Origin of the sequence: Labilithrix sp., assembly GCA_019637155.1 — a bacterium.
Classification (GTDB): domain Bacteria; phylum Myxococcota_A; class Polyangia; order Polyangiales; family Polyangiaceae; genus Labilithrix.
In genome coordinates this window covers 112,661-127,573 of the sequence record JAHBWE010000022.1, presented here as the reverse complement: position 1 = coordinate 127,573, position 14,913 = coordinate 112,661, and the positions used below count along the sequence as shown (strand labels likewise).

The 14,913-nt window shown below is 71.4% G+C and carries 11 protein-coding genes; 3 read left to right on the top strand and 8 right to left on the bottom strand.

Features of this window, described 5'->3' with window-relative positions; all coding sequences use genetic code 11:
* Positions 1-264: 264 nt before the first annotated feature.
* Positions 265-945, bottom strand: coding sequence for a hypothetical protein (locus KF837_37540; GenBank protein ID MBX3233088.1), 681 nt, complete (start codon positions 943-945; stop codon positions 265-267).
* Between the two features lie 477 nt (positions 946-1,422).
* A complete protein-coding gene (locus tag KF837_37535; GenBank protein MBX3233087.1) occupies positions 1,423-2,823 on the bottom strand; it encodes a type IV pilus twitching motility protein PilT in 1,401 nt (466 codons plus the stop codon).
* 452 nt (positions 2,824-3,275) lie between these two features.
* Between KF837_37535 and KF837_37530 the strand changes: the two genes are divergently transcribed.
* From KF837_37530 to KF837_37520, 3 genes are read left to right on the top strand one after another with little or no spacing between them, the layout of a single operon-like run.
* A complete protein-coding gene (locus KF837_37530; GenBank protein ID MBX3233086.1) occupies positions 3,276-4,604 on the top strand; it encodes a Stp1/IreP family PP2C-type Ser/Thr phosphatase in 1,329 nt (442 codons plus the stop codon).
* 34 nt (positions 4,605-4,638) lie between these two features.
* The gene (locus KF837_37525) at positions 4,639-6,072 is read left to right on the top strand and encodes a hypothetical protein (protein ID MBX3233085.1); all 1,434 of its coding nucleotides are present in this window, start codon (positions 4,639-4,641) and stop codon (positions 6,070-6,072) included.
* Positions 6,073-6,078: 6 nt separating this feature from the next.
* On the top strand, positions 6,079-7,533 hold the full coding sequence (locus KF837_37520) for a hypothetical protein (protein ID MBX3233084.1): 1,455 nt from the start codon (positions 6,079-6,081) through the stop codon (positions 7,531-7,533).
* Positions 7,534-7,633: 100 nt separating this feature from the next.
* Here the strand turns inward: KF837_37520 and KF837_37515 are convergent, their stop codons facing one another.
* The 6 genes from KF837_37515 to KF837_37490 form a co-directional block, all read right to left on the bottom strand.
* Positions 7,634-8,719, bottom strand: coding sequence for a hypothetical protein (locus KF837_37515; protein MBX3233083.1), 1,086 nt, complete (start codon positions 8,717-8,719; stop codon positions 7,634-7,636).
* Positions 8,716-9,549 carry a hypothetical protein gene (locus KF837_37510; protein ID MBX3233082.1) on the bottom strand — a complete coding sequence of 278 codons (834 nt, stop codon included), beginning with the start codon at positions 9,547-9,549 and terminating at the stop codon, positions 8,716-8,718. The genes KF837_37515 and KF837_37510 overlap by 4 nt, the downstream gene beginning before the upstream one ends.
* Positions 9,540-11,135 (bottom strand): protein kinase, encoded by a 1,596-nt coding sequence (locus KF837_37505; protein ID MBX3233081.1) that lies wholly within the window; start codon positions 11,133-11,135, stop codon positions 9,540-9,542. The genes KF837_37510 and KF837_37505 overlap by 10 nt, the downstream gene beginning before the upstream one ends.
* Positions 11,136-11,266: 131 nt before the next feature.
* Positions 11,267-12,658 carry a sigma 54-interacting transcriptional regulator gene (locus KF837_37500; protein MBX3233080.1) on the bottom strand — a complete coding sequence of 464 codons (1,392 nt, stop codon included), beginning with the start codon at positions 12,656-12,658 and terminating at the stop codon, positions 11,267-11,269.
* 72 nt (positions 12,659-12,730) lie between these two features.
* A complete protein-coding gene (locus tag KF837_37495) occupies positions 12,731-13,549 on the bottom strand; it encodes an alpha/beta fold hydrolase (GenBank protein MBX3233079.1) in 819 nt (272 codons plus the stop codon).
* A 23-nt stretch (positions 13,550-13,572) separates the two neighbouring features.
* Complete coding sequence (locus KF837_37490; GenBank protein MBX3233078.1) at positions 13,573-14,913, bottom strand: serine/threonine protein kinase; 1,341 nt, start codon at positions 14,911-14,913, stop codon at positions 13,573-13,575.

Below are 14,913 nucleotides of genomic sequence, written 5' to 3'. Positions count from 1 at the left end.
GCCCCACTCCGCGACGTTCTCACTCGGCGCGCAGCCCGCTCCACGAACGCGCTCGCTCGCTCGGCGCGCAGACCCGCTCCGCTGCGCTTCACTCCGCCCAAGCTCGCTCCGCGATGCTCTCTCGGCCCGAGCCCGCTCCGCGATGCTCTCTCTTGGCGCGCGGGTCCGCTCCGCTACGCTTCACTCGGCCCGAGCCGCTCCGCGATGCTCGGCGCGCGGGCCCGCCCGCGACGCTCTCGATCGGCGCGGGTGGCGGCGGCCGTGTCAGCGCGCGGCGGTGCGGGTGTTGGGCTTGGTGGAGCCTTTCTTGTGGGGCGCGCGGACGAGGGAGCGCTTCGTGTTCGTCTGCGCGTGCGCGGGAGCGGTGGGGCGCGTGGCGGGGAGCTGCGGCTCCGCCGCGGGAAGCGCGGGCGGCGCGGCCCACGCGACGAACGACGCAGCCTGCGCCTCGCGAGCCTGCTTCTCCATCTCGATCGACGCGGGCGCCGCGGGCGTCACGACAGCCGGCGATGCCGCGGGCGCGTCGATGAGCGCGGGCTCGGCGAGCGGCGCGACCGCGAGCGGCTGGAGTTTTTCTGGGCGCGTCATCGTGACGAGCGAGCTCGCGAAGATGACGCCGAAGAGGGCGCCGATCACGAAGACGACCGGGAACGGGATGCTGTCCGTGAGCTTCTTGACGTTCTTGATGATCGCGAGCGGGCCGGGCTTCGCGGGCGCCGGACGCGCGAGGCGCATCGCCGACTGATGCGCCTCGCGCACCTCCGGCTTCGACGCATCCACTCGCAGCGCGAGCTCGTCGGACAACGCCAGGCGCGCCAGACGCATCGCCTCCACGATCTCGCGCGGCTGCGGTCCGGTCGGAAGCGGATCGCGGACGCTGGCGGGCGACGAGAGCGGGATGGGAAGGACGCCGTTGACGGTGCCGGACATGATGTTGTCCCACATCCACACCTCATGCCAATCCGCCGAAAATTCCGGCACCGCCCACCATCGCGCGAGTTGCGCAAATCCTCGCGCGACGAGCGCAGCCTAAAGGCCTCACCCGACCCAAAGCAGACCCCGCCCTGATGGAACCAGACGCCCCAGCTCGACCAGGACCCTCCCCGCTCCACCCGTCCACGCGCGCCGCCCGGAAAGCAGCGCCACAGCCGAACCCGCCGGCCCCGTATTGAGGTGTTGGCGCCACACCATGCGAAGAGCCCCCAAGAAGCGGAGCAAAGCGACCCCAGGCCCCAGAAGCGGCCGCGACAACGGCGCGAAGCGCCCCGAGCAGCCCCCACGCGACCGTGTCTGGGACGGCGTGTCGGGCGAACCCCGGGGCCCCAGAAGCGGCCGCGACAGCGGGCGCGAAGCGCCCCGAGCGCGCAGCGCGAGGGCCGTGTCTGGGGTGGGGGTATCGGGGGCGAAGCCCCCGATGTTGAGTCAGACGGAGTTGATGCCGGCGGACTTGAGCATGGCGGCGAAGCCGGTCTTGTCGACGGCCTTGATGTAAGCCTGCTGCGGATCGACCTGGCGGCTCATGACGAGCTTCATCAGCGCGTCGTTCATCGTGACCATCCCGATGTTCTTGCCGGTCTGCATCACGCTCGGGAGCTGGAACGTCTTGCCGTCGCGGATGAGCGCGGCCACCGCGTGGTTGCCGACCAGGATCTCCTGCGCCGCGACGCGGCCGCCGCCGATCTTCGGGATCAGGTTCTGCGCGACCACGCCCTTCAGCGACTCGCTCAGCATCACCCGGATCTGCGACTGACGGTCGGACGGGAACTGGTCGATGATGCGGTCGACCGTGCTGACGGCCGTCGTCGTGTGGAGCGTCCCGAAGACGAGGTGGCCCGTCTCCGCCGTCTCGATCGCGATCGAGATCGTCTCGAGGTCGCGCATCTCGCCGACGAGCACGATGTCGGGGTCCTCGCGCAGCGCGGCGCGCAGCGCGTTCTTGAACGACTTCGTGTGGAGGCCCACCTCGCGCTGGTTCACGAGGCACTTCTGGTTCTGGTGAACGAACTCGACCGGGTCCTCGATCGTGATGATGTGATCGGACCGGTTCTTGTTGATGAAGTCGATCATCGCCGCGAGCGTCGTCGACTTGCCCGAGCCGGTCGGGCCCGTCACCAGCACGAGGCCCTTCGAGAGCCAGCACATGTCGAGGCACGCCTTCGGCAGCCCCAGCTTCTCCGCGGTCAGCACCTCGATCGGGATCTGCCGGAGCACCGCGCCGACGCCGTTGCGGTCCTGGAACACGTTCACGCGGAAGCGCGCCAGCCCCCGCAGCTCGTACGCGTAGTCGGCGTCGCGCAGGCTCGCGAAGTCCTCGCGCGCCTTCGGCGTCATCACCTCGGTGACCATCGCCTCGATGTCGTCCGACGACAGACCGCCCGGCGCGCTGCCGCCCGCGAAATGGATCTCGCCGTCGACGCGGAACACCGGCGCCACGCCCGCCGAGAGATGCAGGTCGGAGGCCTTCCGCTGGATCATCTCGCGAAGGAGCCCGTCGATCTTCGCCGGCCCCGACCGCGTCGCCGCCGCCTGCAACGAGCCCTTCGGCGCCGCCGCCGCCGCCTGAGCCGCCCCGCCGCGCGGCATCGCCTCGAGCACGATCCGCTCCGCCACCTCCGCCGCCTCCCGCGCCGCGATGCGCGCGATCTCCTCCCGGCTCGGACCCGCCGGCGGCGCCGGCGCCGCCGCCACCGCCGCGGCCGCGGCGTCCCGCGCGATCCGCTCGATCTCCTCCCGGCTCAAGCCAGACGGAGCCGCGGGAGCCGGAGCCGCCGCCGGCCCGAGATCGAGCTCGATCGACGGCGGGCGGAGCGGGACCGGACGCATCGGCTCGATCGGCGTATCGAGCGTGTCGAGCTTCACCGCCGGCGCGCGCTTGCTCGTCCGCCGCGGCGTCGCGGCCTGCGCGCGCGGCTTCGGCGCGGACGCCGCGCGGACGGCGAGGACCACGCCGACCGGGTGCTTCGTGAGCTCGAGCACGAGCTCCTCCCCGTCGTGCTCGTGGCGGAGGATCCGCGGCCGGTTCGCGGAGAGCCCCGCGATGTCGTCGGCCGAGAGCAGCTCGCTCACCGCCTCGCTGATGATGCCGGCGCGCACGGGACCGCCCGCGAGCGGCCGGTCCCCCGCCTGGGGGACCTCGTTCGGCGTGAAGACCACGCGCTCCGCACCGGATTCCTTGAGCCGTTCGAGCAGCGACGCGAGCTGAGACACGGCGGAGGAGCATACATGACGCTGAACTCGACCGCGCGCGCCGCGGCATGCCACAATTGCCTTGGTCCATGACGGACGCCATCAAGTTCTTCGCCGCGACCGACGTCGGAAAGGTCCGCGAGCACAACGAGGACAACTTCCTCGTCGACAAGAAGCTGTCCCTCTTCATGGTGGCGGACGGCATGGGTGGTCATGCCGCCGGCGAGGTCGCGAGCGCGATCGCGGTGCGCACCATTCATGAGGAGATCAAGCGAGAGCGCGACCTCATCAACGACTTCATCGCCGGGTCCCGCGGCGCCTCGCGCGTCACGAACAAGGACATCCTCGCGCTGATGGAGCACGCGGTCCACCGCGCGTGCGCGCGCATCCACGAAGAGGCCCAGGCCGACACGTCGAAGCGCGGCATGGGCACCACCCTCTCCGCGCTCCTCGTCCTCGGCACGCGCGCGTTCGTCGCCCACGTCGGCGACAGCCGCATCTACCTCCAGCGCGGCGGGCGCGTGCAGCAGATCACGGAGGACCACACCGTCTTCAACGAGCTGCTCAAGCGCGGCAAGCTGACGAAGGAGCAGATCGAGAAGGTCGGCCACAAGAACGCGATCACGCGCGCGGTCGGCGTCTACGAGCGCGTCGACGTCGACACGCTGATGCTGGAGGTCCTCCCCGGCGACGACTTCCTCCTCGCGAGCGACGGCCTCACCGGCTACATCGAGGACGTCAGCGAGCTCGCGCCGTGGTTCCAGGAGGAGGGCGACCACGCGGTGAAGGGGCTCGTCGAGCTCGCGAAGGACCGCGGCGGCAAGGACAACATCACCGTCGTCATCGTCCGCCTCTTGGGCACCGGCGACAGCGACGAGCGGGCGAAGCGCCTCGCCCTCAAGCGCGAGACGCTCGCGCGGATGCCGCTCTTCGCGCGCCTCTCCGATCGCGAGCTGCTCCGCGTGATGCAGTCGGTCGAGGTCCGCCACTACGAGCCCGAGCAGCTCGTGCTCCGCGAAGGCGACAAGGGCGACGAGCTCTTCATCGTGCTGCAAGGCAAGGTGAAGGTGTCGCGCGGCGGCGAGACGCTCACGCGGCTCGGCGCGGGCGAGCACTTCGGCGAGATGGCCCTCATCCGCGCAGTGCCGCGCTCCGCGACGGTGAGCGCGGACGGCAAAGCGGAGCTGATCGCGATCCGGCGCGTCGACTTCTTCGAGATCCTCCGCTCCGAGCACGAGATCGCGGTGAAGATGCTCTGGCAGTTCCTCGGCGTCCTCGCCGATCGCCTCGACGCGACGTCGAGCGAGCTCCGTCACGCCAAGAAGGAGCTCCACGGCTCCACCGGCGACAGCGACGACGTCTCGATCGAGATTTTCCCCGGCCTCGAGCCGGGGACGTCACCCTACGGCAGGCGCTAGCCGACTCCGAAACTGTGGTAGCTTCGCCGTGCCCATGCGCGGCCTCTCTTTCGCGTGCATCGCCGGCGTCGCCGCGACGCTCCTCGCCGCGCCCGCGAGCGCGGACGAGCCGATCGCGGCGCGCGAGCCGCGCCTGCTCAAGGAGACGGGGGAGAACACCACCGTCATCGACGCGTTCGACAAGGACGACATGTTCGACGCGAACCTCCTCCTGACGCTCCGTCAGTCGTGGAAGAGCGCGAACATCCGGCGCGAGACGACGATCGCCCAGCCCGGCCTCGCCGGCGGCGCCTTCACCGCCGGCAACGAGAACGTCGCGTCGTACAGCCAGTCGCTCACCGTCCTCGAGATCGGGGGCGACATCGGCATCTTCCACGACCTCGCGGCGTCGATCCGCCTCCCGCTCGTCCTCGCCGACGCGCGCCAGCTGTCGGACCTCGACGGCTCGTCGCGCAACCCGCAGCGCCTCCAGGACCCGAACGGCGAGCAGCTCTTCAGCGTCCCCTTCAAGTCGCCCACCCGCAGCGGCGTCGACCAGATCCACTTCGGGCTCAACTACGCCATCTTCAACCAGCAGCGTGACGAGGCGAAGCCGACCTGGGTCATCGGCGCGGAGGCGCGGTTCGCGCTCGGCGAGCGCCTCCACGCGTGCAACGACAACGCGCCGGTCAAGTGCCCGAGCCCGTCGAACCCGACCGCGAACCGCGACCCCGGCGTCTCGCGCGCGATGAACACGATCGTCGTGAACACGATCTTCTCGCGCCGCATCGGCTACATCGAGCCGTACACCGGCTTCAACCTCCTCATCGACCTCCCGCAGTCCAACAGCGACTTCGGCGCGACGAACGACCTCCGCGGCGCGCTCCTCAACCGGCCGCCGCTCGTCGGAAAGTTCACGATCGGCCTCGAGGTCTACCCGTGGGAGGTGCGCGAGGAGTTCAAGCGCGTCGTCCTCGATTTCAAGGTCCGCGCCGGCTACCACTCGCCCGGCCGCGACTACTCCGAGCTCTTCGACGCGCTCGGCTCCTCGCAGGCGCGCACGCTGCGCAACGCGAACCCGGGCGCGTACAAGGCGGGCGAGGGCTTCTCGAGCGTCGCCGACCCGGCCGCGGGAAAGGTGTACTTTACAGGTATCACCGACCAGCAGGCGTTCGGCGAGATCGGCGGCTCCGCGGGGGTGACCTGGCAGATCAACGAGCGCGCGAAGTTCACCGCCGGGCTCGGCCTCACCCACCTGCAGAGCCACCTCATCACCTCGGCCGACGCGTGCAACCCGGACTTCAAGACGAGCGCCGGCGCGGGCGCGTCGGGGCCCTGCCGCGTCGGCGCCGCGACCGGCGGCGGCGGCACGACGACCGGCATCCCGAACCCCAACCACCGGCAGGTGATCGACCTCCCCGGCCGCCGCTTCTCCGTCGACGACACCACGATCGTGGATCTGTGGCTCTCCGGCGTCTACATGTTCTGAGACGTCATGCGAGCCACGCGCGCCGCCGTACTCGCGTGTGCCCTCGTCGCGCTGCCGCGCCTCGCCTTCGCCGACGAGCCGCCGCCACCTCCGCCACCGCCGCCGGCCGAGGCGAGCGCGGACAAGCCGATCGTCGTGTGGCCCACGCTCACGCCCGCGCCGGAGGACACGAGCGGCGGCACGCTGCACCGCGCCGCGCCGGCGGAGGGCTCGATCTACGAGCGCGCGACGGAGCTCGACGCGACGATCCGCGACGCGGTCCAGGACCTCGGCTTCGCGCTCGACGTCGCCGACGCCGGCCCGGCCCCGAACCGCGCCCGCGATCTCGACATGGTCGAGCGCGCGCAGCACTCCGCCCACAAGACGGAGGGGACCACGACCGAGGACGACGGCACCTGGGTCGTGAGCGCGCGCCTCGAGCCGGCCGGCACCGACTCGCTGATCCTCCGCATCCTCGCGGTGGCGCCGCGGAGCAAGCAGATCCGGATGCGGGTCGAGCGCGTCGCGGCGGCGGACGTCGCCGTGCGCGGGCTCGTCCTCCTCCGCGATCTGCTCACGACCTCCCCCGTCGCGGCGACCGATCCGGGCCCGCGCCCGCAGGAGTCCGCCGGGAGCGGGATCATGGCGCCGTCGCGCTCGCCGGGGCGCGCGGTCCTCGCCGCGAACGCCGCGCTCTTCGGCGCGTTCATGGCGTTCAGCGTGCAGCGCGCGAGCGGCTCGACCGATCCGCGCCTGCTCTACCCGCTCCTCACGCTCGGCACCGGCGTCGGCCTCGGCAGCGCGCTGCTCGTCGCGGAGGAGTTCAACGTCACCACCGGCGACGCGTGGACGATCGCCGGCGGCGCGTGGTGGGGCACCGCCGCCGGCATCCTCATCGCGAACGGACGCCGCGTGGCGCTCACCGATCGCTACGCGTGGGGCGTCGGCGGCGGCATCATCGGCCTCGGCCTCGCGACGTTCTCGCTCACGCGCCACAAGGCCGACGAAGGCGACGCGGTGCTCGTGCACTCCGGCGCCGGGCTCGGCCTCGGCCTCGGCGCGCTCGCGGACTTCTTCTACCGCGGCGATCTCGTGCAGCGGCCCTACACCGGAGCGGGCTACGGTGCGGCGATCGGCCTCGTGGGAGGCGGGACGATCGCGACGTTCGCGAAGGTGCCTCCTTCGCGCATGATGCTCATCGATCTCGGCGCCGGCCTCGGCGCCGCCGCCGGCGCCGCGATCGGGAGCCCGCTCGTCTTCGAGAAGGTGACGGCGGCGAAGACGCGCGGCTTCGTCGGCGCGACCTTCGGCGGCACCCTCGCCGGCGGCATCACCGCGTGGTGGCTCACCCGCGACAAGAAGCCGGCGACGGCCCCGCGCTCCGGAGTCCGCGTCGTGCCGTACGGCGGCACGATCGGCGCGACACCGACCAAGGACGGCGCCGTCCCCGCCTACGGCCTCGGCGTAAACGGGGTTTTCTAGTTCGAGAGGGCTCTGCCCTCTCGAGCTCTCCCGCCGGGGGTTTCTCCGCGCGCGGGGCGCGCGCTCCGACGCCCCCGGACCCCCGCGGAGAGAGAGAGGGCTACTTCGTGAGGGGGATCTTTTGGATGCCGCCCGAGCCGACGCCGGCGAAGGCGACGTAGAGCGCGGCGTCGTCGGCGACCAGCGACGCCGGCCCTGGCTGGGACGCGAGCTCCTCGAGATCGCCGCCCTCCTTCGGGCGCACGATGATGCGGTCCGCGCGGACGTCGCCCTTCGCCATGTAGATGAACTTGGAATTGACCGTCAAAATCGATATTTCAGCCGAATTCAGTAGCTTCTCCGGGGCGCCGAGGGGCTCGCGGATCAGCACGAACGGCGCCTCCTTCAGGTCGTCGAGCCAGTAGAGCGCGCGCTCGTCGGCGACGAGGTCGCCTTGCTGGAAGACGGAGATCCCTTCCCCCGTGCCCTTGTACGCGGTGGGCGCGGTCCCCGGCGGCGCGTCGACGGCGAGCTCGTGCACGACGTAGGAGCCGGCCTGGTTGAGCGCGTTCCAGAACACCTTCCCGCCTGCGAGCGCGATGGCGTAGGGATCGCTCTCGTTCGCGGTCGCGAGGTTCGCAGGCGCGCCCACGTTCGCCTTCGAATAGCGGAGGAGCTGCGTCCTGTAGTCGGTCGTGTCGGCGAGGAGGACGAAGAGGTACGTCGCGTCGACGACGACGCCGAGCGGCTCGTGCGTCGCCGGGAGCGTCACGAGGTCCACCGCGTCGCCGCCCGCCTTCGGGAGCGTGCGGACCGCGGTCGGCGTGAGCACGTAGACGTTGTTGCCGCCGGCGGGGTCGACCGCGACGTCGATGACGTCGGCGTACGCGCCGAGCTCCTGGACCGCGCCGCCGCTCTTCGCGACGCGGCGAAGCTTGTTGTCGAGCGTGACCCAATACACGCTGTCCCCGTCCTGACGCAGCATCGACGGGTCGGACTGCTGCGGCGCGATCACCTCCCCCGCCGCCTGCGCGTCGGGATCGAGGTCGCCGCTCGAGCTCGTGCTGCTCGTGCTCGTCGACGTGCTCGAGCTCGCCCCGGTGCCCGCTCCGCCGTCGCCGGCTTGCAAGTAGTCGAGCGACCTCGTGAGCGTGCACGCGGCGAGGACCGCCGCGCTCGCGACGAGGACGAAGCTGCGCAGGCTCATCGGAGCACCTTCACGCGCGGCATCCACGGCGCGGGCCCGACCGCGGCCGCGGTCTTGCCGCCGCCCGACGTCAGCGCCGGCAGCGCGAGGACGAGCGCGGCCGCGGTGGCGAAGATGCCGACGCCGAGCGAGACGTCCGCGATCACGTAGCTGCGCCGCACGGACGCGACGTCGCCGTCGCCGCAGTTGGGGGAGCAGCTCGTCGCGAGGTCGTCTTCCTTGCTCTTGCCGCTGATGGAGAAGAACGCGAACGAGCCGACCGCGGCGAGCGCGACGCCGCCGGCGACGTAGGCGAGGATCGGCATCTTCTTCGGCGGCGGAGGCGGCGGCGGCGTCACCGGCGGCGGCTTCGGCAAGAGCGTCTGGTAGTCGGCGACGACCTTGCGGTTCTTCTCGCCCTCGACGACGAGGAGCTTCTGCTCGATCTTCTTGCCGTCGCCGCGCTCGAACACGAAGAGGTGCTCGCCCGGCTCGACGTCGATCGCCGAGCCGGTGAGCTTGTCCGCGACGACGATGCCGTCGAGGGTGACCTTCACCTGGGTGTCGCTGTTGCCTTTGTCGTCGAGGGCCTCGAGCGCGACGGTCGGCGCGGCGGCCGACATCTGATCGATCTGCTCGCCGCACTCCTTCCGCACGACGACGGGGCACTCGGCGCGCGCGCACGCGACGAACTTCTCCTTCGCCGCGTGCGGCTTCTTCTCGCTCTTCAGCGTCAGCGCCTCCTCGTGCGCGGCGATGCACGCCTGCTTCGCGCTCGGCGGCGCGCCGTAAGCGCTCGGGACGACGCTGAACGTGAGCGCGAAGACGGCGGCGGCCCGCTTCAAAGGCACTCCGGCTTGAAGTGCTTCTCGCCCTTCGCGTCGATGACGTACGGCATCTTGCAGTTGGGTTGCTTCTGCGCGGGCGGGCGCACGGGCGGATGCGGCGGCGTCTTCTTCACGATGGGCGCGTGCGAGACCGTCGCCGACGGCGCGATCGGCGCCGACGGCGCGGCCGGCTCGGGAGGGAGCTCGAGCTCGAGCTCGGTCGCGCTCGCGCTCGCGAGGCTCGTCGTGGTGGGCGGCGGATCCGCGACCTCGACCTCGTCCGCCTTCGCCGGCATCACGCGGCCGCGCACGACGAGGACGCCGGCGGCGATCGCGCCCGCGAGCGCGAGCCCGCCGAGGACGCCGACGATCATGGTCGCGCGCGACGACGTGGCGTGCGGCGGCGCCGCGATCTCGTGCACGGAGCTCCGCACCGTCGCGAGATCGGTGACCTCCGGCCCGAGCAGCATCGGCGAGCTGCGCGGCGTCGGCGGCCCCTCCGGCACCGTGCGCCGCGACGACGACGGCGCCGCGAAGCCGTAGGGCCCCGACCCGCTCGCGATCGGGAACGGTCCGGTGCCGCCGGCGGGACCCGAGCCGCCGTCGGACTTCCACATGTTGGTCGGCAGGTCGGCCATCTGGCGCCGGCGCTCCGCCTCTTCGAGCGCGGCGCGGAGCGCGGGGTCGGTGCTCGAGTGCGCGGGCACGGGCGCGTCTTCGCGCTCGACCTCACGCACGAGCGCGGCGCGCGACTCGAGGACGGACGCGGACACGTTCGCGACCCACGCGCCGATCTCCTTCGGCCGCGGCATCTGGACCGCATCCTCGATCGCGAGCGCCATCTCCTCCGCCGACTCCCAGCGGCCCTCGATGTCGCGCTCGAGCCCGCGCATGCAGATCATCGCGAGCTCGGGCGGCAGGTCGGGCATCCAGCGCGTCGGGGGGTCGATGACGTCGTGGAGGACGCGGCCGATCGTCTGCGCCGGCGTATCGCCGAAGAAGAGCCGCTTCGTCGTGAGGAGCTCCCAGAACATGACCGCCGCCGCCCACACGTCCGTGCGGCGATCGACGGCGCCGTGGTTCAGCTGCTCCGGCGCCATGTACGCGGTCTTGCCCTTGATCTGCCCGTCCTCGGTCGCGGTCGCGCGCGAGGCCGCCTTCGCGATGCCGAAGTCGAGCACACGCGCGACGCCGTCGGTGCCGACGAGGACGTTCTGGGGAGAGACGTCACGATGCACGATGCCGAGCGGCACGCCGTTCTTGTCGCGCGCCTCGTGAGCGGCATGGAGACCATGCAGCGCCTGCGCCACGATCGAGCACGTGAGCGCGACGGGCACGCGATCGCCGGCGAGGTGCACGAGCTTCGCGAGGTGCGCGAGCGAGTCGCCCTCGATGTACTCCATGACGACGAGGAGCTCGTCGTGCTCCGCGACGACGTCGAGGGTGGGCACGACGTTGGGGTGGCGGATCTGCGAGGCGAGCCGCGCCTCGTCGAGGAGCATCGCGACGAACTCGGGATCGCGGGCGTACCCGTCGTGGAGCCGCTTGATCGCGACGGTGCGCGAGAAGCCCGCCGCGCCGAGCAGCCGCCCGAGATGGACCGTGGCCATTCCGCCGGCGGCGATACGCCGATGGACGAGATAACGACCGACGAGACGACTTCCCGTCTCGCGTACTGCGAGCGGATCGACCAAGGCTCCAGGGTGATCCTATCACCCGAGATCGGAGCCCAGCGTATTTCCTACCGCTGGCCGCCGCCGCCGCGCGGGCGTGGGAGGTTGTATTCACCCAGGCGTGAGACGAGGGTGCGGCGGGAGATGCCGAGGAGCTGCGCTGCCTTCGTCTGGTTGCCGGCGCACTTCTCGAGCGCCTCGACGATGCGCTGGCGCTCGAAGGCGGCGAGGTCGTTGCGGAGGCGCGCGCCCGCGGCCTCGTCGCCCGCGTCGCCGGCGGGGAGCGCGTTCACGTCGAGCTCGTCGCCCTGCGAGAGGAGCACCGCGCGCTCGAGCGCGTTCTTGAGCTCGCGCACGTTGCCGGGCCAGTCGTAGCTCTCGAGGCGCTGGGTCGCCTCCTTCGTCAGCGCCAGCCCAGCGCGCTTCGCGTCGGCGCACGCCTTCGCGAGGAGCTCGTTCGCGATCGTCGCGATCTGCTCGCGGCGCTCGCGGAGCGGGGGCACCTCGATCGTGATGCCGTTGAGGCGGAAGTAGAGGTCCTCGCGGAACGTGCCTTCGCTCACCATCGCGCGGAGATCGCGGTTCGTCGCCGCGATGAAGCGCACGTCGACCTTGCGCGGCTCCGCGGTGTCGACGCGGATGACCTCGCTGCGCTCGAGCACGCGGAGGAGCTTCGCCTGCGTGCCGAGCGGGAGCTCCGAGACCTCGTCGACGAGGACGGTGCCGCCGTTCGAGGTCTCGAAGAGGCCGGGCTTGTCGGCCTGCCCGAAGAGCTCGATGTCGAGGAGGTTCTCCGCGAGCGCGGCCGCTTCGACGCGATGGAACGGGCCGGCCGCGCGGCGCGACGCGCGATGGATGCGCTCGGCGACGACCTCCTTGCCGACGCCGGTCTCGCCCGTGATGAGGACGTGGATGTTGCCGGCCGCGACGAGCTTCACGAGGCGCTCGAGGCGCTGCATCGGCGTCTCGTTCGCGCGCGCGCCCGGCGGCGCGATCGTGGTCGAGTGCGCGGCGGGCGGGAGCTTGCTCGGACGCGACGGCGTCGGCCGGAACGCGGGCGCGCTCGCGGCGGCGGCGTCCTTGTCGCCGCCCTGGAGGACGACGACGACGTTGCCGATCTCGATGATCTCGCCCGGCTGAACGGTCACCTGCTGCCCCGAGCCCACCATGCGGCCCGCGACCTTCGTGCCGTTCGCGCTGCCGGCGTCCTCGATCTTCGTGACCGCCCCGACGTGCAGGACGGCGTGCTTGCGCGACACGGACGTGTGATCGATCCGCACGTCGCAGCCCGACGAGCGGCCGATCGTGAGCGTGCCGGTCACCGGCAGGACGCGCGCGAGAGAGCCCCCGTCCCAGAACGCGGTGAGACGCGGAGCGGCGGTGCCGGTCGCCGCCTTGTTCTCCGACGTCAGCTCCGTGAGAGCGCCCCGATCCGTTCCCTCCGAGTCTCTCGAAGACATTGTCAACGTAAGTACTGCGAAAAACGAGCCGACGCTACCCTGTAACAGTTGCTGCGCATGTAGGGCGAGGTCTTACTCAAAGCACTTGGCGACGAATGGCACGAGCCGCGCGTTGACCGCTTCCGGATCTTCGAGCGCGGACATGTGCCCGAGCCCGTCGAGGAGGACGAGCTCGGCGCCCGGAACACGCTCCGCGATGGCCTCGCTCTCGGCCGGCACCGTCGCGCGGTCCTCCGCGCCGCAGAGCACGAGCGTGGGCACGTTGATCCGCCCGAGCCGATCCTTGATGTCCTTGCGGTGGATCATCACGGCGATCGCCGCGCGGCTCATGCCGCCGCGATGGAACCCCATCACGCGCTTGTACGAGGCGAGGACCAGATCGGGACGCTCCGCGATCGTGCGGGAGGCGAACATCTTCGGCGCGACCTCGCGCAGGTAGAGGCCGTACGGGAACCCGAGCCGCCGGTGCAGCGCGATGAACGCGCGGTTCTTGATCTTCTCCGGCAGCGGCTCCGCCGACGCGCTCGTGTCGAGCAGCGCGAGCGCCTTCACCTTCTCGGGGTGCTGGAGCGCGAGGCGCATCCCGACCATGCCGCCCCACGAGAGGCCGACGACGACGGCGCGATCGACGCCGAGCTCACCGAACGCATCGAAGAGCGCGTCGGCGTGGTCCTCGAGCATGAAGCGCGGCGCGGGCTCGCTCTTTCCGTGTCCCGGTCCGTCGAAGACGAGCACGCGCCCGCGCGACGCGAGCGCCTCGATCTGCCCGCGCCACATGCCTCCGTCGAAGAGGAGACCGTGGAGGAGGACGATCGCCGGATCGCCCTTCCTTCGTGCCGCGCCGCGCTCCTCGTAAAAGAGCCGCCCGAGCCGCGTGCGTACGTACGCCATGCGACGCTTATACCGCGCGCGGCTCAGCGATAGCGAGACACGACGATGAGACCGAGCCCCGCGAGGAAGACGCCGATCGCGACGGCGGCGACGATCGCGAGGAAGGTGAGCGACGACGAACGAGGAGCCGGCGGCGTCGCGGGCATGTGCGAAGCGGGCGGCATGGGCGCGGGCGGCGCCATCGGATAGGAGGGACGTCCGGTCGCGATCATCGGCGACGACGCGCGCGGCGCGGGCGCCGCCGACGGAGCCGCGAGCATCGACGACGACGACGCGGACGCCGCGAGCATCGGCGACGACGACGACCGGCGCTCCACGAGCTCGCGCGCCATCCGCGCGTCGAGCGGCATCGTCTTGTCGAACTTCTTCCTCGGCGGCTCGGGATCCAGCGTCCCCGACCGCATCGTCTCCTTGTGGAGCCCCGCCGTGCGACGCAGCACGTCCGGGGGATGGGCCATGACGTCGGTCCTGTCGGCGAGGTCGCTCGTCGCCATCAGCGCGATGGCCTCCGCGAGCGCCTTCCGCAGCTCGTTCGCGTTCGGGAAGCGCTCCTCGACCGGCTTCCGCAAGCAGCGCATGATGACGCTCGCGAGCACGGCGGGGACGTCCTTCCTGTGCTCGCCGATCGGCTTCGGCGGCGCGGTGAGGATCGCGCTCATGAGCGGCGCCTCCCCTTGCTGCGGGAACGGCGGGAAGCCGGTGATCAGCTTGTAGAGGCACGCGCCGAGGGCCCACACGTCGCTCCGCGGCTCGACCGCGGCCGAGTTCCGGATCTGCTCCGGCGCCATGTAGTGCAGCGTCCCGACGACGTCGCCGAGGCGCGTGATCGTCTCGAGCTTCGGGACCGCGCCGCCCTTGATCGTGCGCGCGATCCCGAAATCGAGGACGCGGATGAGGGGCTTCCCCTTCAGCTGCGTGAGGAACAGGTTGTGAGGCTTGAGGTCGCGATGGATGATCCCTTGCGCGTGGGCCTCCGCGACGGCCTCGCACGCCTGATCGATGTACTCGCACGCCTCGAGGAACGGGAGCGGGCCGCGCTCGGCGAGCTCGCGGTTGAGGTCGCGTCCCTCGAGGAGCTCCATCACCATGAAGGGCAGCCCCGACGGGAGCGCGCCGACGTCGAACACCCGCACGGTGTGTTTGCTCGTGAGCGTCGCCATCGCCCGCGACTCGCGCGCGAAGCGCTCCCGCGCCTCGAGGTCGTTCGCGAGCTGCGGCTCGAGCACCTTGATCGCGACCTCGTTCCCGAGCGTGAGGTGCCGCGCGGCGAGGACGTGCGCCATGCCCCCGCTGCCGACGAAGCGCTCGACGCGGTAGCGATCCATCACGACGTCTCCGATCGCGGGCACGGCAGCGACGCCCAT